19 protein-coding genes and 1 other RNA gene are annotated in these 18,359 nt (G+C 65.4%); 3 read left to right on the forward strand and 17 right to left on the reverse strand.

Features of this window, described 5'->3' with window-relative positions:
• From murF to rsmI, 8 genes are all read right to left on the reverse strand, one after another.
• A complete protein-coding gene (gene murF / locus AAF358_15455; GenBank protein MEM7706952.1) occupies window positions 1–1,383 on the reverse strand; it encodes a UDP-N-acetylmuramoyl-tripeptide--D-alanyl-D-alanine ligase in 1,383 nt (460 codons plus the stop codon).
• Entirely contained in the window at window positions 1,380–2,837 is a 1,458-nt protein-coding gene (locus AAF358_15460; GenBank protein ID MEM7706953.1) for a UDP-N-acetylmuramoyl-L-alanyl-D-glutamate--2,6-diaminopimelate ligase, read from the reverse strand. Before AAF358_15460 ends, murF begins: the two co-directional genes overlap by 4 nt.
• Window positions 2,834–4,561, reverse strand: coding sequence for a penicillin-binding protein 2 (locus AAF358_15465; protein ID MEM7706954.1), 1,728 nt, complete (start codon window positions 4,559–4,561; stop codon window positions 2,834–2,836). The genes AAF358_15460 and AAF358_15465 overlap by 4 nt, the downstream gene beginning before the upstream one ends.
• The gene (gene ftsL, locus AAF358_15470; GenBank protein MEM7706955.1) at window positions 4,558–4,812 is read right to left on the reverse strand and encodes a cell division protein FtsL; all 255 of its coding nucleotides are present in this window, start codon (window positions 4,810–4,812) and stop codon (window positions 4,558–4,560) included. Before ftsL ends, AAF358_15465 begins: the two co-directional genes overlap by 4 nt.
• Window positions 4,809–5,852, reverse strand: a complete 1,044-nt coding sequence (rsmH, locus tag AAF358_15475) for a 16S rRNA (cytosine(1402)-N(4))-methyltransferase RsmH (protein ID MEM7706956.1) — start codon at window positions 5,850–5,852, stop codon at window positions 4,809–4,811. Before rsmH ends, ftsL begins: the two co-directional genes overlap by 4 nt.
• Window positions 5,853–5,999: 147 nt before the next feature.
• Window positions 6,000–6,443, reverse strand: coding sequence for a division/cell wall cluster transcriptional repressor MraZ (mraZ, locus tag AAF358_15480; GenBank protein ID MEM7706957.1), 444 nt, complete (start codon window positions 6,441–6,443; stop codon window positions 6,000–6,002).
• Between the two features lie 402 nt (window positions 6,444–6,845).
• An RNA gene (gene rnpB, locus AAF358_15485) (RNase P RNA component class A) lies at window positions 6,846–7,183 on the reverse strand.
• An 8-nt stretch (window positions 7,184–7,191) separates the two neighbouring features.
• A complete protein-coding gene (gene rsmI, locus AAF358_15490) occupies window positions 7,192–8,031 on the reverse strand; it encodes a 16S rRNA (cytidine(1402)-2'-O)-methyltransferase (GenBank protein MEM7706958.1) in 840 nt (279 codons plus the stop codon).
• Window positions 8,032–8,158: 127 nt separating this feature from the next.
• Between rsmI and AAF358_15495 the strand changes: the two genes are divergently transcribed.
• From AAF358_15495 to AAF358_15505, 3 genes are read left to right on the forward strand one after another with little or no spacing between them, the layout of a single operon-like run.
• The gene (locus tag AAF358_15495; protein ID MEM7706959.1) at window positions 8,159–10,108 is read left to right on the forward strand and encodes a penicillin-binding protein activator; all 1,950 of its coding nucleotides are present in this window, start codon (window positions 8,159–8,161) and stop codon (window positions 10,106–10,108) included.
• Between the two features lie 34 nt (window positions 10,109–10,142).
• A complete protein-coding gene (locus AAF358_15500) occupies window positions 10,143–10,529 on the forward strand; it encodes a YraN family protein (GenBank protein ID MEM7706960.1) in 387 nt (128 codons plus the stop codon).
• Between the two features lie 21 nt (window positions 10,530–10,550).
• Entirely contained in the window at window positions 10,551–11,150 is a 600-nt protein-coding gene (locus AAF358_15505; protein MEM7706961.1) for a BON domain-containing protein, read from the forward strand.
• A gap of 39 nt (window positions 11,151–11,189) precedes the next feature.
• Here AAF358_15505 and AAF358_15510 read toward each other — a convergent pair whose 3' ends face one another.
• Genes AAF358_15510 through glyA form a run of 9 tightly spaced genes read right to left on the reverse strand, consistent with a single transcriptional unit; the run spans window position 11,190 to window position 18,303 of the window.
• Window positions 11,190–11,675, reverse strand: a complete 486-nt coding sequence (locus AAF358_15510; GenBank protein ID MEM7706962.1) for a phosphatidylglycerophosphatase A — start codon at window positions 11,673–11,675, stop codon at window positions 11,190–11,192.
• A gap of 2 nt (window positions 11,676–11,677) precedes the next feature.
• Window positions 11,678–12,697, reverse strand: a complete 1,020-nt coding sequence (gene thiL, locus AAF358_15515; GenBank protein ID MEM7706963.1) for a thiamine-phosphate kinase — start codon at window positions 12,695–12,697, stop codon at window positions 11,678–11,680.
• The gene (gene nusB / locus AAF358_15520) at window positions 12,678–13,106 is read right to left on the reverse strand and encodes a transcription antitermination factor NusB (protein ID MEM7706964.1); all 429 of its coding nucleotides are present in this window, start codon (window positions 13,104–13,106) and stop codon (window positions 12,678–12,680) included. The genes thiL and nusB overlap by 20 nt, the downstream gene beginning before the upstream one ends.
• On the reverse strand, window positions 13,106–13,627 hold the full coding sequence (gene ribH / locus AAF358_15525) for a 6,7-dimethyl-8-ribityllumazine synthase (GenBank protein MEM7706965.1): 522 nt from the start codon (window positions 13,625–13,627) through the stop codon (window positions 13,106–13,108). The genes nusB and ribH overlap by 1 nt, the downstream gene beginning before the upstream one ends.
• Complete coding sequence (gene ribB / locus AAF358_15530) at window positions 13,624–14,730, reverse strand: 3,4-dihydroxy-2-butanone-4-phosphate synthase (GenBank protein ID MEM7706966.1); 1,107 nt, start codon at window positions 14,728–14,730, stop codon at window positions 13,624–13,626. The genes ribH and ribB overlap by 4 nt, the downstream gene beginning before the upstream one ends.
• Complete coding sequence (locus AAF358_15535) at window positions 14,727–15,329, reverse strand: riboflavin synthase (GenBank protein MEM7706967.1); 603 nt, start codon at window positions 15,327–15,329, stop codon at window positions 14,727–14,729. The genes ribB and AAF358_15535 overlap by 4 nt, the downstream gene beginning before the upstream one ends.
• Window positions 15,329–16,429, reverse strand: a complete 1,101-nt coding sequence (gene ribD / locus AAF358_15540; GenBank protein MEM7706968.1) for a bifunctional diaminohydroxyphosphoribosylaminopyrimidine deaminase/5-amino-6-(5-phosphoribosylamino)uracil reductase RibD — start codon at window positions 16,427–16,429, stop codon at window positions 15,329–15,331. The genes AAF358_15535 and ribD overlap by 1 nt, the downstream gene beginning before the upstream one ends.
• A complete protein-coding gene (nrdR, locus tag AAF358_15545; protein MEM7706969.1) occupies window positions 16,426–17,019 on the reverse strand; it encodes a transcriptional regulator NrdR in 594 nt (197 codons plus the stop codon). Before nrdR ends, ribD begins: the two co-directional genes overlap by 4 nt.
• A gap of 6 nt (window positions 17,020–17,025) precedes the next feature.
• A complete protein-coding gene (gene glyA / locus AAF358_15550) occupies window positions 17,026–18,303 on the reverse strand; it encodes a serine hydroxymethyltransferase (GenBank protein ID MEM7706970.1) in 1,278 nt (425 codons plus the stop codon).
• Between the last annotated feature and the right edge of the window lie 56 nt (window positions 18,304–18,359).

The following is an 18,359-nucleotide window of genomic DNA, read 5'->3' on the forward strand; positions in this document are numbered from 1 at the left end:
TCAGCCCAGCCCCCGTTCAGCGAGGGCGTCAACCACCCGCTCCATCCGCATGCCGCGAGAACCTTTCAGCAGACAGACCACGCTGTCGTCAGCCGTCGAGGCGGCGGTAGACGCGTCGGTTAACGCATCCCCCAGCGCAGCCGCCAGATCGTCGAGCGAAGCAAAATGTCGGGCGGACCCTGAATCGAAGCCGGCCACCGAGTGGCGGCTGAGGGGGCCCAGCGCAAACAGCCGCGTGATGCCGAGCCGACGGGCTTCGCTGCCCACCTGGAAGTGCAGCGCTTCAGCCTCGGCACCCAGCTCCCGCATGTCACCCATAATCAGCCAACGTTGCCCCGGCTGAGCCGCGAGGACCTTCAGCCCTGCGCTCATGGACGCAGGGTTGGCGTTGTAGCTGTCCTGCAGGAGCTGCCAGCCACCCGGCATGGCGCGAAACTTCAGCCGCCCGTCGACCGGCTCAAAAGCCTCCAGCCCGGCCGCGATGTCCTCCAGGCTGATACCCAGCGCCAGCGCCGCGGCTGTCGCGGCCGCCGCGTTGGCCGCGTTGTGGCCGCCGCGACTGCGAAGGGTCACGTTGATTTCGCCCGGCGACGTCGCCAGGTTCACCTGCATGCCGCTGCTGACGCTGCGCCAGCTGGCGGTGACGTCAGCCGGCTGCTCCAGGCCGAAGCTGACCACCCGCCGGCTACCCGCCAGCCCGCACCAGAAATCGAAGAAAGGATCGTCGGCATTGAGGATGGCAACCCCCGCCGGACCCAGCGCTTCAACGATTTCACCTTTCGTCCGGGCCACGCCCGCCAGATCGCCCATGCCTTCCAGATGGGCGGGGCCGGCGTTGGTGAGCAGCGATACATCAGGCCTGGCCAGCTCGCCGAGGTAGGCGATATCACCCGGCTTGCCCGCGCCCATCTCGACCACCGCAAAATCGTGACTTGAGTCCAGACCACATAACGTCAGGGGCACGCCCAGCTCGTTATTCAGGTTGCCCTGGGTGACCAACACGCGATGGCTGACCTGGAGGATCTGCGCCAGCATGGTTTTGACGGTGGTCTTGCCGTTGCTCCCCGTGATGCCCACCAGCGGCATCGCAAAGCCTTTGCGCCAATGGGCAGCCAGCGTTGCGAGGCCCCGCTCGCTGCTGACACACCGCAGCTGCGGCAGCTCACATTCAACAAAGCGCTGCACGAGCGCAGCGCTAGCACCCGCCGCGGCCGCCTGCTCGAGATAGTCGTGGCCGTCAACGCGTGTACCGGGCAGCGCAACAAACAGCGCACCCTCCGACAGTAAACGGGTGTCGATTTTGACCCCGCGGAATTCCCCGGGTCCGCCGCGAAGCTCAGCACCGATGGCGGTAGCGATCCCCTCGAGCTGGCCGTGAATCATGCGCAGCGCTCCAGCAGCTCGCGAGCCACCGCGCGATCATCGAAGGGCAGGCGTCGGCCGTCGATTTCCTGATAGTCTTCGTGACCCTTGCCGGCCACCAGGATCGTGTCTTGGGGGGCAGCGGCGCGAACCGCGGTGGCGATGGCCTCCCGACGGTCGCTGATGCTCAATACCTGGCCCGCGTCCCGCATCCCGGCCAGAACCTGTTCGATGATGCGCTCGGCCGGCTCGCTGCGCGGGTTGTCGCTGGTGACGATCACGTGATCCGCGCCGCCCTCCGCCGCCGCGCCCATCATGGGGCGCTTGCCGGGATCGCGATCGCCGCCGCAGCCAAACACGCAGTAAAGCTGGCCTCCGCAATGGCTACGCAGGGCCGCGAGGGCCTGGGCCAGAGCGTCCGGGGTATGGGCATAGTCGATGACCACAGTCGGCTGCCCGGCTTCACTGATGAGCTCCATCCGTCCTGCAGGGGGTGTGAGCGATCCCAGAAGCTCGGCCAGTTCGGTCAGCGGCAGGGTCCCGTCCAGCGCCAGCAGCACGGCAGAAACCGCAAGCAGGTTGGAGATGTTGAAGTCACCCAGCACGCGCGTCTTGACGGGCCGGCTCCTGCCGCCGGCGCGCAGCAGGAATCCGCTGCCGTCAGCGTCGAAGCGAATTTCCTGAGCCTGGATATCGGCCCGACCCCGGCCGAACGTCATCAGGCGGGTGTCACCACATAAACTTTCGGTCATCGCCCCAAATGCGTCATCGTCGACGTTCAGAACGGCAAAGATCGGGCAGAAATCTGACAGCAGCCGGGCTTTGGCGGCGATGTAGCGAGCCATGCTGCCGTGATAATCGAGATGATCTCGGCTGATGTTGGTCACCAGCGCAACGGCGATCCTCAACGCTTTGGCGCGACCCTGATCAAGCGCGTGCGAAGAGACCTCCATCGCGACATGGGTACAGCCCGCATCCCGCAACCGCGCCAGCTCTCGCTGCACGGTGGCCGCATCGGGCGTCGTCAGCCCGAGCGGCCGACGCTCCTCGCCCACCACGCCGCTGCCGAGCGTGCCCACGGTTCCCGCACGCAGGCCGCGGCGGCTCAGCGCCTGAGCAATAAACTCAACGCATGACGATTTTCCGTTGGTTCCGGTAACGCCGATGACGGTCAGCACCCGAGACGGATGGTCATAGAAGATTCCGGCCAGCTCGCTCAGGCGGTCACTCAGGCCCTCGACGCCCAGATGAGGCACCGCCAGCGTCGGCGCGCGCTGCCCTTCGGTGAACTCCCAGAGCACCGCCGCGCAGCCGCGCTCGATCGCCTGCTGGACATATTCAAGTCCGTGCGTCGTCGCGCCCGCCAGGGCCACAAACAGGTCCCCTCGCTCGACCTGCCGCGAGTCCACGGTCACGCCGCTGACCAATACGGGCGGCGCGCTGGCGATCAGTTCGCTGACGAGCTTGCGGGTCATGGCGCGGGCGCCGCCAGCTCGGCGGCACTGAGCGTCTGGTTGGTCGGCGGAATCGGCAGCAGATCGTCCGGCGGAATATCCAGCAGGCGCAGCGCACCCTCCATCACCGCGCGGAAGGTTGGCGCAGCAATCTGCCCACCATAGTATTCCTCGCTCGACGGGTCGTTGATCGAAACCACCACGACAATCTGGGGTGCGCTGGCCGGCGCGAAGCCGGCAAACGTCGCGACATAGCGGTCGTTGTAGCCTTTCGCCGAGGCCTTTCGCGATGTGCCGGTCTTTCCCGCCACGCGGTAGTGAGGCACCGCCGCCCGGGTTCCGGTACCGCCGTCGCGGGTGACGGTCTCCATCATGTTGCTGAGCTCGAGAGCGATCTTGGGATCGACAACCGCACGATCCGGATTGACCGAGCCTTTGACGAAGCTCGGCGCACGAATCCGGCCGTTGTTGGCGATCGCCGCGTAAGCCTGAGCCAGCTGCAGCGGCGTGGTCGACAGGCCGTAGCCGTAGGACACAGCCGCCTTTTCCACCTCGCGCCAGCGGGTATGCTCAGGCAGCATACCGGGCGACTCACCGGGAAATCCCGACCCGGTAATCTGGCCAAACCCGAAGCGCTGGTAGACATCCCACAGGTGGCGGGCGTTCAGCGACAGCGCCAGGCGGCTGATGCCCACGTTGCTCGACTTGGTGATGACGCCGGTCAGGTCGAGCGTTCCATAATTGATTGCATCGCGAACCGTATAGGCCCCAAGCTGCTGATAGCCAGGCGCGGTTTCCACCTCGCTGTCCGGCGCATACTGACCACTCTCGAGAACCGCCGCGACGGAAAACGGCTTGATCACGGACCCGGGCTCAAAGAAGTCGGTGATCGCCCGGTTGCGCATATGCTCATAGCGGCCGGAGCGCTGGTTCGGGTTGTAGGACGGCTGGTTGACCATCGCCAGTACCTCACCCGTCGCCACCTCCAACACCACCGCCGAACCTGAGCGAGCACCAAACTCCATAACGGCCGTCTTCAGCGATCGGTAGGCCAGGTACTGCAGCCGCCGGTCGAGCGTTGTGTTGAGATTACGGCCAGGCGTTGCCGACTTGATGAGCTCAACGTTTTCGATCGTCTTGCCCAGGCGGTCTTTGATCACCCGCTTGGACCCCGGCGAGCCGCGCAGCCAGTCATCGAAGCTCAGCTCCAACCCCTCCTGTCCCTGGTCGTCGATATCGGTAAAACCCAGCACGTGCGCGGCTACCTCACCGGCGGGGTAGAAGCGCTGATATTCGCGCTCCATCTGAACGCCGGGCAGCTCGAGTTCGGCAACAGCCTCGGCCAGCGCCGGGGCAACGCGGCGCTTAACGTAGACAAAAGACTTCTCGATACGCTGAGTCAGGCGGCGGTTGAGCGCCTCCTCTTCCAGGCCCAGCACCGACGCCAGGCGCGCAACACCGTTCGGCGTTTCCAGCAGCTCCCGCGGCTTGGTCCAGATCGACTGAACCGGCGTGGAGATGGCCAGGGGCTCCCCGTTGCGGTCCAGGATCATGCCCCGGCTAGCGGCGATCTCCACCTGCCTCACGTGACGCGCGTCCCCTTCGTTCTGATAAAACTCCTGCCGCAGTACCTGCAGGTCGATCGCCCGGGCCAGGAGCGCTACGGCACACAGACCCATGCCGAGCAGCAGCACGTAGAAGCGGCTCGGCAGAACCTCGATACGCTCGGAGCTGCGGCGGTTCATGGCACAATCACCACAACGTCTTCGGGACGTTTCTTGACCAGGCCAAGTTCGCCGGTGGCCTTCACCTCCACCCTGTGACCCTCAGCCCAGGTCGCCTGCTCAATCTGCAGCCTGCCCCACTCCACGCTCAGCTCGTCGCTGCGCTGCTGCAGCTCCTGCAGCTGGGCAAAGTGGCTGCGGCTGCTGTGCCGGGTCCAAACGACCGCCAGAGCGCTGACCACCACCAGCAAGAGCAGCAACGCCCGCCTCATGTTGCTGCCGCCTGCTCGGTGCGGACCGCAACACGCATGATCGCGCTGCGGGCCCGCGGGTTGGCGAGGCATTCGTTCTCGTCAGCACGCTGCGGCTTGCCGCACGCCTCGAGCAGCGGACCCGGTCCGCTAGCACCCGGCGGGAGGCGCCGGTTGCCGGGGGCCGCCCCGTGGCGTCGGATGAATCGCTTGACCAGCCGGTCCTCCAGCGAATGAAAGCTGATCACCACCAGCCGACCGCCGGGAGCCAGCGAAGCGACGCTCGCGGCAAGCGCCCGTTCAAGCTGCTCGAGTTCCGCGTTGACGGCGATGCGGATCGCCTGAAAGGTTCGGGTCGCCGGGTGTTTGCCCGGCTCAGCGCGCGGGACACAACCCTGCACCAGTTCAGCGAGCTCCCCGGTGCGGGTCAGTGGCGCAGGGCGTTTCTTGATGGCTCGGGCGATCCGGCGGGCAAAACGCTCTTCCCCCCATCGCTTCAGCGCGTCAGCGATCTCCGCCTCGCTGCGGTCGGCAAGCCACTGGGCCGCGCTGACGCCGCTGTCCGGATCCATGCGCATGTCGAGCGGGCCATCCAGCCGGAAACTGAAACCGCGCTCCGCCTCATCGAGCTGCGGTGACGACACGCCCAGGTCGAGCAGGATGCCGTTGAGCGGTTGGAAGTCGAGAGACTGGCTGGCCAAGTCAGCGAAGGCGGCTCGACGCAGGGTCAGCCGGCTATCGGAGTCCGACAACGCGGCGCCGCTGAGGATGGCGTCCGGATCTCGGTCCAGCGCCAGCAGCCGCCCGGCAGGCCCCAGCCGTCGAAGGATCTCCCGGCTGTGGCCACCGCGTCCAAACGTACCGTCAAGATAGACGCCCGAGGGGTCGGTCAAGAGCGAGTCCACGGCGTGCTTCAGCAGCACCGGGACGTGCGCTGCGTCGGGTGGCGTCACCACTCCGGCGTTCAAGCGCCACCGCCCTGCGCGCAGGCGAACCGGCCCGTAACCACGGGCGAGAGGCGCGTGACGCTGAACTTCGCGAAGCTGTCCGGTGTTTTCCATATCAAAAAAAAGCCCGCCTGCACCGCTGGAGGTGATGCAATGGGCTTTCTTCTTATTGTTTTTCCTAGCCGCACTGTTCCCCTCTCTGGGGGTTCTTAGCACCCCGAGGGGCGCCCTTTCGTGGCACAGGCAAGCGGTGGGTCAACCCTAGACTTCGATCTGGAGCATCTCCTCGGTCGGCGCCTGCTCGGGTGCGTCGAAACGACGCCGGTTCAGCACCTCTTCATTCCAGATTTCGAATTTCCGCCCCATTCCCATGAACGTCACCTTCTTTTCGAGCCCCGCCACTTCTCGCAGCGTTACCGGGAGCAGCAGCCGACTGCTCGCATCAGGCTCCAGCGGCGCGGCACTTCCCACCAGCCGCCGCTGCAGCAGTCGATGACGTTCATCGAACGCGTTTAACGCCATGACCTGGTCACGCACGGTGGCCCAGACCTCCATGGGGTAAAGCCACAGAGAGTTGTTGTCGTGAGCGTTGTAGGTCAGCACCAGCTGATTGCCGCACTCGGTGGCAATCTGCTCTCGGAATCGCGTGGGGATGGCGATTCGCCCCTTCGCGTCGAGGTTGACTGATACTTCTCCAAAAAACACGTCTTTTTGCCACTTATTTACTACTTATCACCACTAAAGGGCACGATATGCCCCTGCCCTAGGCGTGTCAAGGCAGCAAAAGCCAAACCGAGGCCGTGTTCACAGATTTGTGTAAACAATCGTGGCGCGTTGTTCAAAAACTGAACAATCGTCCCCCGGTGCGGGGCAAACATAAGGTCTTGCAGACCAGGAAGCGCGATTCAGCGCCCCGCGAGAACCATGGGCTAAGCGGAATCAGAGGGGGTGACCATCAAACCTGCCGACGAAGCGCTCCGGGGCGATCACCGTGTCTGCTGACTCGGTCAGTCGAGAGGACTGCCGCAAGGAAAGCTCACGGGCCCGGCCGCCGGGAAAAACCGCGCCGTTGAAAAAGCCAGCAGCAGCTTTTTCAACGGCGGATTAGAAATGAGACCTGTCGATAAGCCGGGTTCTGTCGCGGACAGTCATTCATCTGGGACGGCCGTCACCGGACGCCTCAAGCGACCAACCCGGAAGCAGCGCGGGCAACGCTATCGCCTCCCTATTTGGTCTTGCTCCAGGTGGGGTTTACCCTGCCGCTCCTGTTGCCAGCAGCGCGGTGCGCTCTTACCGCACCATTTCACCCTTACCCGGTTGCCCGGGCGGTATCTTTTCTGTGGCACTTTCCGTAGGCTCGCGCCCCCCAGGCGTTACCTGGCACCCTGCCCTGTGGAGCCCGGACTTTCCTCCCGCTTAAAGCGAGCGACTGCCTGACAGGCTCGGGCGAACCTTACCGGTTTTCCCTGGCGCTCGCCATGGCCAGGGCGTAGCAGCGCTTACGGTCAACGCCGGTCAGGCGGGCGGCCAGCCGCGCCGCCTGGCTGGCCGGCAGCTCGTCCAGCAGGCAGGCCACCACCTTGCTGGCCTCCTCGAGGTCAGCCTCAGCATCGGCAGCACCGGCCAACACCAGGACAAACTCTCCTCGGGCGGGGATGGTGCCGTCTTCCACCTGCTCCACCAGCGTCGCCAGATTTCCGAAGCGGTATTGTTCAAATTTTTTGGTCATCTCGCGGGCCAGAAAGGCCTCGCGGTGCGCGCCCAGCACGGCGAGCGCGTCACCCAGGCAGGCGCTGATGCGGTGGCTCGCTTCAAACAGCACCTGAGTTTCCGGCCGCCGACCGAGCGCCTCGAGCTGGCGGCGCCGCTCTTTGGGTTTGCTGGAGAGAAAGCCGTGGAAGGTGAAACGATCGGTAGCCAGGCCGGCCACGCTGAGGGCGGCAGTCAGCGCGCTAGGCCCAGGGATCGGTATGACGGGATAGCCCCAGCCTCGAACGGCGCGGACCGTCCGGTAACCCGGGTCGGAAATCAGCGGGGTGCCGGCATCGCTGATCATCACGAGCTGATCCCCGTCGGCCAGCCAGCCACGAATCTGCTCCTGCAGCTTCGCCTCATTGTGCTCGTGAAGACTTTTAAGTTTTGCCGTGACGCCGAGCGCCGCCAGCAGGCGCGAGCTCACCCGGGTGTCTTCCGCCAGAACGAGATCCGCCGCCTGGAGGGCGTTGGCGAGCCGTTCGCTGACATCCGAAAGGTTTCCTATCGGCGTCGCCGCCACGATCAATTGCCCAGCCATGATGGCCTCGCCTGCGCTAAACTGCGGTCCACTTTACTGCTTTTGCTGCAGGACGCCACGACGTTGCACGGGCCGGGCCTTCACGCCGACCCGTCGGCCTCGCGCGGTGCTGCCCGAGAACGGTTTTATGACCCCAAATGTGAATCCCAACCGAGCACGCCGCTCGCCGCAGGCCTTTGTCACCGGAACAGCCATGCTGCTCGCGACGATGTTGCTCGCCGCCTGCGCGACGGGCGGTGGACCCACCCGAGTCTCGCGTGATCCGGCAAGCAGCGCACAGCAGGCCTACGATCTCGGACAGTACGATCTTGCGCTAGAGGACTTTCTGACGCTGGCGCAGCGTTCGCCGGAACAGGCGGACCGCTGGCGGCTGCGAGCCGCTGACAGCGCCTGGCTGCTGGGTGACGAAAATCTCGCGGTGGATCTACTGCAGCAGCTCGACCCTCAGCGGCTTTCTCCAACCGATCGCCGGTTTGTCAATCTGCTGTTGCTCCTCGCCGGTGAAATCAACCCGTCATCCATCGGCGTTCGCCTCGCTATGCTGGGCCGGCCCGAAGGCTGGCCGGCGCCGTACCAGCCGCAGGTTCATCGGCTGCGGGGCCGCGCACTGGCGCAGAATGGGCAGCCCTATCGTGCGGCCCAGGAGCTGATCACCTTCGGGCAGTGGCCGCTCGATCCGCAGACCGCCTTGGCCAACCGGGCGGAGATCCTGCGGACGCTTACGCCGTTGTCAGCCCGCCGGGCGCTGGACCTGCTGAGCCAGCATCAGCCCGAAGACGAGATGTACGGATGGCTCGCGCTGGTGGCGGATATCAAGAACAGCCTGTTTGCCGGTGCGGACGCGCGCCGCGACGTTCCCCCGGGTTCGGTACCGTCCTCACAGGCCGATCTCGCCGAAACGCTGGCCGCCTGGCGTCTTCGCTTCCCCCGCCACCCAGGCGCCGGCGATACGCTGGACGACCTTCTCGGCGGCGCACCGGTGCAGTCGGCCACGCCAGACCGGGTCGCCGTGCTGCTGCCGTTCAGCGGGCGTTTTCCGGCGGCGGCCCGGGCCGTTCGTGACGGTTTGCTGAGCGCCTATTTCGACGACAGCCGGCGCCGGGCGCAGATTCAGTTCTATGACACCGGGTCGGATCCGGAAACGGCGGTCAGCATGTATCGGCGCGCGATCACCGATGGCGCCGACCAGATCATCGGGCCGCTGGAGCGCGACGCGGTGACCGCGGTGCTGCTGGAGGCTGACGGCAGCACGCCGGTACTCGCTCTTAACCACCAGGGGTCGGCGGCGCCCCCAGCGCCGGGCAACCTGCAATTTGGCCTGCTGCCCGAAGAGGAGGCCCGCTCCATCGCACGGCATATGATCAACGACGGCCTGCTCCGGGTGGCGGTGATGACCGCATCAGACGCCTGGGGCCAGCGAGTCAGCAACGCCTTCGTCGAACACTTTGACCGACTCGGGGGCGTGGTGCTTGAGGTGCAGCAGTTCCAACCCCTGGCCCAGGACTTTGGGGCGCAGGTCTCGGCGCTGCTGGGCACAACCAGCGCCGAGCTCCGACGCCGTCAGCTCGCGCGGGCGTTCCGTTTTTCGGTGGGTTTCGAGGCGTTTCCCCGGCACGACCTGGATGCCGTGTTTCTCGCCGCCCGGGCAGCCCCCGCCCGCCTGATCAAGCCACAGCTCGCGTTTTTTAATGCCGGCGATATCCCGGTCTACGCCACGTCGCACGTGTTTGACGGCACGCGCGACCGCAACCGCAACCGCGACCTCGATGGGATCACCTTCTGCGACGCTCCCTTTCTGCTGGATCCCGATCGGTTTACCCCCAGCGCTGCGGAGGCTGAAGCCACCTTCGCCGACCTCGGCGGTATCGGCAGCCGGCTGTTTGCGCTCGGCATGGATGCCTACCGCGTGCTGCCCTACCTCAATCTCCTGCGGTCTATGGGCACGGAAGCGTTCCCAGGCGCCACCGGGCAGCTGAGTATGGATGCGGGGGGCTACCTGTATCGCAACCTGTCTTGCGCACGGATTCGCGGTGGACGGGTAGAACTCCGCCAAGCCGAAGAAAACCTTTCGTCCTGAGCGCGAGAGTCTGTGCACTCAGGCCATCGCTGAAGTGACAGACTCGACGCGCGGCGCTAGGAAACACCCAGCCGGCGCTGCCTGGGAGCAGAGCGCCTGTGACTATCTTTGCGATCGGGGCCTCAAGCTGGTCCAGGAAAACTATCGATGCCCCTTTGGCGAAATCGATCTCGTGATGCGAGAGGGCAACTGCGTCGTTTTTGTTGAGGTACGCTATCGACGCCGCTCGAACTTTGGTGGCGGTTTAGGGTCGGTAACCCTGAGAAAGCAGCATCGGATGAGCCGCGTTGCCAGCCATTTTCTGCAGCGCCATCCTCGCTTGGCCGATAGGCCCTGTCGCTTTGACGTTGTGGCCATCAGCGGCAGCATCGCGAAGCCGAGCATTGACTGGATCGCCCACGCGTTTGAAGATCCACGCTGATCGACTGGAGAGCAAAGCATTATGACCGCCAAGTCCCAACCCATCCGAGTCGTCACCCTCCTCCTGCTGATCGTCCTGCTGCAAGGATGCGCGGCCGCGATCGTGGGCGGCGTGGCGGTCGGCGCAAGCGCCATCCACGATCGCCGCGCGGCTGAACAGGTGGTCGCCGACAATGGAATCAACCTTTCGGTCACGGACGCCATTCACCGGGACAACGGGCCTGGTCGGGGCAGTCACATTAAGAACACTACCTATAACGGGACCGTGCTGCTCACCGGCGAAGCGCTGACCGAGCAGATCCGCAGCGAGGTGGCAGAGATTGCCGCTTCGGTCGAGGGCGTGAAGGAGGTCGTGAACGAGCTGGCCATCGGTGAGCCAAGCTCCGCTTTCACCCGCTCTCGCGACTCCCTGCTGACCGCCCAGGTGAAGTCAGCTCTGCTGGGCATTCGGGGCCTGGAGGACTTTGACCCCACGCGCGTCAAAGTGGTCAGCGTTCGGCACGAGGTATATCTACTCGGGCTGGTGACCGAAGAAGAGGGGGACGCGGCGGCGCAGCGCGCAGCGCGCGTCAGCGGTGTGGACAAGGTCATCAAGGTCTTCGAATACATCCCGGAAACCTGATCAAGGGTCGCTCCCGCGGAGCGTCCGAGCGGTATTAACTTAGAGCGCCAAGGCCGCAATCGCCTGCACAACAACCAGCGCAAACACGCCGGCCACCACATCGTCGATCATGATACCGAGGCCCCCGTGGACCCGCCGATCCAGCCAGCCGATCGGCGGTGGTTTGACGATATCGAACAGCCGAAAGGCCAGCCAGCCGATCGCCAGCAGCCACCAAACCGGCGGGCAGAACGCCAGCGCGATCCAGACCCCAACAAACTCGTCGATCACAATACCGCCATGGTCGTGCACCCCCAGGTCTTTTGACAGCCTGCCGGCTGCCCACGTGCCGAGAAGGAAGGCGGCCGCCACCGCCAGCACATACGCTGCTGCCGGCAAACCCCACAGCAGAAAGTACAGCGGCAGGGCCGCCGCTGACCCGAAAGTTCCGGGCGCCACCGGCGCCAGACCGCTGCCGAAACCGGTCGCCAGCAAGCCTTGGGGCGTGGCGAGCACCGCGGCCGGTATCGGGTCGGGCTTAGCCACGGTCAAAAGTGGGCATAGCCGGTGGGGAAGGAGCGCCCGTCAAGTCCGATCCATTCGACGCCGGTCTCGGCAGTGACCTCACCAACGACACGAAACGGGGTCTCCGCCTCGCCCAGCCGCCGTTCGACGGACTCGCGCTCGGCGCTCGGGAAACAGAAGCAGAGTTCATAGTCGTCCCCGCCGCCCAGCGCCAGATTGAGCTGGCGCTGACGATCGAGCGACGCCAGCGACGAATGCAGCGGCAAATCTGTCACGGCCACCCGCGCACCAACGCCGGACGCGGTGAGCAGGTGGTTAAGGTCTGCCGCAAAGCCGTCTGATACATCGATGCAGGCCGTGGCGAGCGCCAGCAGCGCCCGCCCGGCAGCAACCCGTGGACGCGGCCGATTGAGCCGCCGCAGCAGCGCCGATTCCGGCGCCTCGCCCGCCTGCAGCTGCGCGAGCGCCAGCGCCGCGCCGCCGAGGCTGCCCGTAACGGCGATGAGATCGCCGGCCTTTGCGCCGCCGCGAGTCAACGCCCGATCGGACGGCAGCTCGCCGATCAGCTGTACCGAAATGGTGACCGGCCCGGGGGTGGCGGTGGTGTCACCGCCGACCAGCGCCAGACCCAATGGCTCGGCCAGCTCGCGCCAACCGGCGATGAACAACTCGATCCAGCCGCGATCAGGCTGGTTCAGCGACAGCGAGAGAAGCGCCCAACGAGGCTGCGCACCCATCGCCGCCAGGTCGCTGAGGTTAACCGACAGCGCCTTGTAGGCAAGGTCGGCCGGCCCGGTGGCCGGCGGAAAGTGCACGCCGGCGACCAGCGTATCGATGCAGCTGGCCAGTCGACTTCCCGGCGCAGGTTGAAGCACGGCCGCGTCGTCACCGATCCCCAGCGCCACGGCCGGGTCGCTGCCCTCCAGCGTTCGCAGCTGCTCGATCAGATCAAACTCCGGCAGGAGCCCCGGGCCACGCGAGACTCCGCCGTCTCCCGACGTCGTCGGAGACATTCGGCTGCGCTCAGGCAACTCCATACTCATGCGACCGCCAATCGCGGGCACATTTGTCGAGCACGCCGTTCACGAACACGGGTGTCTGGTCGCTGCCGAACTGCTGCGCGAGGTCGACGGCCTCATTGATGACAACGCGGTAGGGCACCTCGATGCGCTGCAGCAGCTCGTGGCTGGCCAGCCTCAGAATGCTGAGCTCCATGGCATCAAGCTGATTCAGGGGACGGTCCAGGAATTCTGCCAGCCGCTGATCGATGTCCTCAGCATGGCTGATAGCGCCGGTGACCAGCGCACGGAATACGTCACTATCAACCCTCGATAGATCCTGCTCTTCGGTAAACTGCTGGAGGATATCGGCCGCGGGCGCTGGATTGATCGCCCACTGATAGAGCGCCTGCAGCGCACGGCGCCGAGCGCGAGTCACCTCAGAATAACCCACTATTGTGCTTCCAGGCCGGCCAGCAGGGCCGCCAGTTCGAGCGCGGAAGCTGCCGCCTCGCGGCCTTTGTTGTGGCTGTCGTCGGCGCTGCGCGCCTTGGCCTGCGCCAGGGTGTCGGCGGTCAGCACCCCGAGCGTTACCGGTACCGGCTGGCTTCGCGCCAGCGCCGCAACGCCGTCAGCGCAGCAGCCGCAGACGTAGTCGAAATGCGGCGTTTCTCCTCGCACAACACAACCGAGCGTCACCACGGCGATGAGGTCCGGCATCTTGCTCAGCACCTGCGCCACGGTCTGCGGGATCTCAAACGCGCCCGGCACGCGCAGCAGATGAATCGACTCCGCCGGTACCCCGGCCTTCAGAATCTCGTCCACCGCCCCGCCGATCAGGTTTTCGACGATCTGTGCGTGGTACCGGCTGGCAACCACAGCCACTGAACCGGAGGGCAGCGGTGCGGCGTTGAGCTCGCTAACCGCTTTGGTCTGGGGGTGAACGGTGACCGCAACCGGGGTATCAGTCTTCATAGGCGCTCCCGCGGCTCGACGTACTCGAGCACTTCAAGGCCAAAACCCGCCAGCCCGTGAAAGCGTTTAGGCGCGCTCAGGACGCGCATCTTGCCCACGCCGAGCGCCACCAGGATTTGAGCACCAATGCCGTAATAGCGCAGCTCGTCGCTGTTGCCTTCGCCGTCATCCACCGGCGCGGCGGTCGCCGGATCAACCCGCTCGAGAATCTGGTCCGGCGTCTCGTCATCGCCCAGCACCACCAGGACGCCGGCTTCCGCCGCCGCCAGCTCCCCCAGCGCAACGCGCACCGGCAGACCCAGCTCCGGTTCGTCCACGCCCAGCACGTCACCCAGCGTGTTGCGCACGTGGACCCGAACCAGCGTGGCGCGCGCCGCCGTCGGCTCACCTTTGACCAACGCCAGGTGAATACGCTGTTTGATCCGGTCGCGAAAGGCGACCAGCCTCAGCTCCCCGACCACGGTGTTGACCACCCGTTCGCCCACCTGGTGCACACTCTCTTCGGTCTGCATCCGGTACTGAATCAGGTCTGCGATGGTGCCGATTTTCAGGCCTTCAGCGCGGGCGAACGCTTCCAGCTCCGGACGCCGCGCCATAGAGCCATCCTCGGACAGCAGCTCTACCAGCACCCCGGCGGGCTCAAGCCCGGCCAGCAGCGCCAGGTCGACGGCCGCCTCGGTATGGCCGGCTCGCGTCAGCACGCCGCCGGGCTGGGCCATCAGCGGAAACACGTGCCCCGGCTGGGTCAGGTGCTCAGCCTGCGCATCCGGGCGGACGGCGGTTCGAATCGTATGGGCGCGATCATAAGCCGAGATCCCGGTTGTGACCCCCTCGGCGGCCTCCACCGAGACGGTGAAGTTTGTGGAGTAGCGCGCCTGGTTAGCGTTGACCATCAGCGGAAGGCGCAGCTGCCCACAGCGTTCCCGGGTGAGTGAGAGACAGATGAGACCACGGGCTTTCGCGGCCATGTAGTTGATGTCCTCAGGCCGCACCATCGACGCGGCCATAATCAGATCACCCTCGTTTTCCCGATCCTCGTCGTCGACAACCACCACCATGCGGCCCTGGCGGATTTCGTCCAACAGCTCTGGAATCGTGTTCATGTGCTCGGTTCCGTCTCGCGCCAGCGAACCACGTAGCGCGCAAGGATATCAGCTTCCACATTGACCCGGTCACCCGCGGTGAGGGAACCGAGCGTGGTATGAGAAAGGGTGTGCGGAATGAGCGCCACGTCAAAATGCTGGTCGGTCACGCCATTCACCGTCAGGCTGACGCCGTCGACGGTAACCGACCCCTTCTCAGCCACCAGCCGCGACAAGGGCTGCGGAATTTCGAACCAAAAACGCTCGGTGTCACCTTCGGCCAGCCGTTTGACCATCCGGCCGGTGGCGTCAACGTGGCCGGTCACGATGTGTCCACCCAGCCGATCGCTGGCGCGCAGCGCCGGCTCCAGGTTGACCGAGCTGCCGGGCTCCAGATCGCCGAGGACCGTCCGCTGGAGGGTCTCGGGCGACAGGTCGGCACTGAACTGGCCCGGCGCCAGCGACACCGCGGTCAGACAGGCGCCAGAGACACAGATACTGTCGCCCAGCTGGGCGTCGTCAAGGGAAAGCGCACCGGTATCGAAGGTCATCCGGGTCAAGTCCGGTCCGCTTTCCATGGTCAGCACACGGCCAACGGCCTGCACAATACCCGTAAACATCAGTGGTTCGTTCCTTTTGTCGGCTCAAGCAGCAGTCGCAGGTCGCCGCCGACACTGCGGACCTGACTGAAGGACAAGGAGATACGATCTTCCATCGTTTGGAGTTCCGGCAACGCAAACAGGCCCATGGTCGATCGACCCAGCACTGTCGGCGCCAGGTAGGTCAACACCTGATCGACCAGCTCCGCCGCCAGCAGCGAACCGCTCAACACGGAGCCGGCCTCCACCTGAAGCTCGCCGAGGTCATGTTCCGCCAATCGGGTCAGCGCCGCGTGAAGGTCAACCCGGCCACCCGCCGCTGGCACCTCCAAGACCTCCAGCCCGGCCACGTCGTCCGCCCAGAACGGCCGCGGCTGGTTGTCGCACCCAACCCAGAAAACCCGCTGATTGCTGTTCAGCAGCCTGGCGGTCGGCGGCATGCGCCACTGGCTGTCCAGCACCACCGCCGTACTCCGGCGCTCTAGCCCCGGCACCCGCGGATTGAGCGACGGATCGTCCGCCAGCACGGTGCCGATGCCGGTCATGACCGCATCGGCTCGCGCTCGCCAGCGATGGCCATCGGCCCGCGCCGCCTCACCGGTGATCCATTGGCTGAAGCCGTCCGCCATCGCCGTTGCGCCGTCGATCGAAGCGGCCAGCTTCACGCGCACGAAGGGTCTTTTGCGCTCGATCCGTGACAAGAACCCGGGGTTGAGCGCTCTGGCTTCACTTTCCATTAGTCCGCACGACACCTCGACACCGGCATCGCGCAGCCGCTGTAACCCCTGACCGGCGACCCGCTCGTCGGGGTCCGTCATGGCCGCCACCACGCGCGTCACGCCCGCCTTGATCAGCGCGTCAGCGCAGGGCGGCGTTCGACCATGATGGGCACAGGGCTCTAGCGTTACGTACGCCGTGCAGCCCGAGGCTTTCGGACCAGCAACCTTCAGCGCCACCGCTTCGGCATGGCCTTCCCCGGCACGCGCGTGAAAGCCCTCACCAACGATGGTTGCACCATTCGCCAGCACACATCCCACGGCTGGATTGGGATGACAGGTCAGCCGACCGCGCCTGGCCAGAGTCAGGGCTCGGGCCATGTGCGTCGCATCGAGCTGGCTCATGAACCGCGAGTTCCGGGCTCGTTGTCCGGCGTGCTGCCCGGTCCGGAGCGGGCGCCGTCGTTTCCGATCTCCTGGTCGTCAGGCCCTGTCGACCCGGCGCCGAGCAGGGACAGCTGCCGTGCATCCAGACCACCGGGCGCGGAGCGCTCCAGCTTTTCGATTTCCTCGCGAAACGCCTGCACGTCCTGAAAGCTTCGGTAGACCGAGGCAAAACGAACGAAGGCCACCTGATCGAGCTGGGACAGCTCCTGCATCACATGTTCGCCGATCGCCCGCGTAGGCACCTCGTCGGCGTCCAGATTCCGGAGGGCGCGGAGGATGCGTGAGATCGCTTCCTCCACCTCGTCGGTTCGGACCGGTCGTTTTTGGAGGGCGCGCATCATGCCCGCGCGCAGCTTGTCGGGATCAAAAGCCTCACGACTCCCATCCCCTTTCACCACGTTGGGAAGCTTCAACTCCGGGGTTTCAAAGGTGTTAAAGCGCGCACCGCACTCCATACACTCCCGTCGCCGGCGCACGGAGAAACCTTCGCCCTTCAGCCGGGAGTCGATGACCCGGGTGTCGGTGGCCTGGCAAAACGGACAGTGCACTGTGGCTCAGGCAGCCGCGCTCTTGGCCACCGGGCGGTAGACGGGCAGCCGCCGACACTGCGCGGTCACCGCATCGCGGACCCGCGCCAGCACGGCTTCATCGTTTGGCGCGTCGAGCACGTCACAAATCAGGTGGCCAAGCTGCCGGGTGTCTTCCTCGAGGTAACCCCGCGTGGTGATCGCTGGCGTGCCCAGCCGCAGCCCGCTGGTGACAAACGGTGACCGCGGGTCGTTGGGTACCGCGTTTTTGTTGACAGTGATGTGCGCCTCACCGAGCCTTGCCTCCGCGTCTTTGCCGGTCAGCTCGCGCGCGCCGAGATCCAGCAGAAAAAGGTGGTTTTCGGTGCCGCCGGAAATCACGTTGTAGCCGCGTTCCATCATGACGCCCGCGAGCGCTTTCGCGTTCTTAATCACCTGCTCCTGATAGCCGACAAATTCCGGCTCCAGCGCCTCCTTGAAGGCCACCGCTTTGGCCGCGATCACGTGCATGAGCGGCCCACCCTGCGTGCCGGGAAACACCAGCGAATTGAGCTTTTTCTCGATCGCCTCATTGCCGCGGGCCAGAATGAGGCCACCGCGCGGTCCGCGCAGCGTCTTGTGTGTCGTGGTCGTGACGACGTCAGCGTAGGGAACCGGTGAGGGATAGACCCCCGCGGCAACCAGGCCGGCGATGTGCGCCATGTCGACCACCAGCAGCGCGCCGACGCTGTCGGCGATCTCGCGCATCCGCGCCCAGTCCGCGACCTGGGAATAGGCGGAAAAGCCGCCGATGATCATCTTGGGCTGATGTTCAGCAGCCAGCGACGCCATGGCTTCGTAGTCGATCAGGCCGGTCTCTTCGTCGAGCCCGTACTGAACGGCGTTGAAGAGCTTGCCGGAGAAGTTGACCTTGGCGCCGTGGGTCAGGTGCCCGCCGTGAGCCAGACTCATGCCCAGAATCGTGTCGCCGGGGTTGATCAGCGCCAGAAAAACTGCGGCATTGGCCTGGGAGCCCGAATGGGGCTGCACGTTGGCGTAGTCCGCCCCGAACAGTGCTTTTGCGCGTTCGATTGCCAGCTTTTCTGCGACGTCCACGTGCTCGCAGCCGCCGTAATAGCGGCGCCCGGGATAACCCTCAGCATATTTGTTGGTCAGCACCGAACCCTGGGCTTCCAGTACTCGGGGGCTGGCGTAGTTCTCGGACGCAATCAGCTCCACGTGATCTTCCTGTCGCTGCTGCTCGGCACCGAGGCAGCGAGCCAGCTCTTCGTCATAGCCGGCGATGGTCATTCCCTGGTCAAACATGTGATGTCTCTCGTGTTGGGCTCAAGTCAGGCCTGCCCCGCGGTGGCGGCAAAGCG

It is taken from the genome of Pseudomonadota bacterium (genome assembly GCA_039033415.1).
Classification (GTDB): domain Bacteria; phylum Pseudomonadota; class Gammaproteobacteria; order Xanthomonadales; family SZUA-38; genus JANQOZ01.

Coding starts and splice junctions, on each gene's coding strand:
- murF (MEM7706952.1), bottom strand. CDS start 1,383: ATGATTCACGGCCAGCTCGAGGGGATCGCTACCGCCATCGGTGCTGAG.
- AAF358_15460 (MEM7706953.1), bottom strand. CDS start 2,837: ATGACCCGCAAGCTCGTCAGCGAACTGATCGCCAGCGCGCCGCCCGTA.
- AAF358_15465 (MEM7706954.1), bottom strand. CDS start 4,561: ATGAACCGCCGCAGCTCCGAGCGTATCGAGGTTCTGCCGAGCCGCTTC.
- ftsL (MEM7706955.1), bottom strand. CDS start 4,812: ATGAGGCGGGCGTTGCTGCTCTTGCTGGTGGTGGTCAGCGCTCTGGCG.
- rsmH (MEM7706956.1), bottom strand. CDS start 5,852: ATGGAAAACACCGGACAGCTTCGCGAAGTTCAGCGTCACGCGCCTCTC.
- rsmI (MEM7706958.1), bottom strand. CDS start 8,031: ATGGCTGGGCAATTGATCGTGGCGGCGACGCCGATAGGAAACCTTTCG.
- AAF358_15495 (MEM7706959.1), top strand. CDS start 8,159: ATGACCCCAAATGTGAATCCCAACCGAGCACGCCGCTCGCCGCAGGCC.
- AAF358_15505 (MEM7706961.1), top strand. CDS start 10,551: ATGACCGCCAAGTCCCAACCCATCCGAGTCGTCACCCTCCTCCTGCTG.
- thiL (MEM7706963.1), bottom strand. CDS start 12,697: ATGAGTATGGAGTTGCCTGAGCGCAGCCGAATGTCTCCGACGACGTCG.
- ribH (MEM7706965.1), bottom strand. CDS start 13,627: ATGAAGACTGATACCCCGGTTGCGGTCACCGTTCACCCCCAGACCAAA.
- ribB (MEM7706966.1), bottom strand. CDS start 14,730: ATGAACACGATTCCAGAGCTGTTGGACGAAATCCGCCAGGGCCGCATG.
- AAF358_15535 (MEM7706967.1), bottom strand. CDS start 15,329: ATGTTTACGGGTATTGTGCAGGCCGTTGGCCGTGTGCTGACCATGGAA.
- ribD (MEM7706968.1), bottom strand. CDS start 16,429: ATGAGCCAGCTCGATGCGACGCACATGGCCCGAGCCCTGACTCTGGCC.
- glyA (MEM7706970.1), bottom strand. CDS start 18,303: ATGTTTGACCAGGGAATGACCATCGCCGGCTATGACGAAGAGCTGGCT.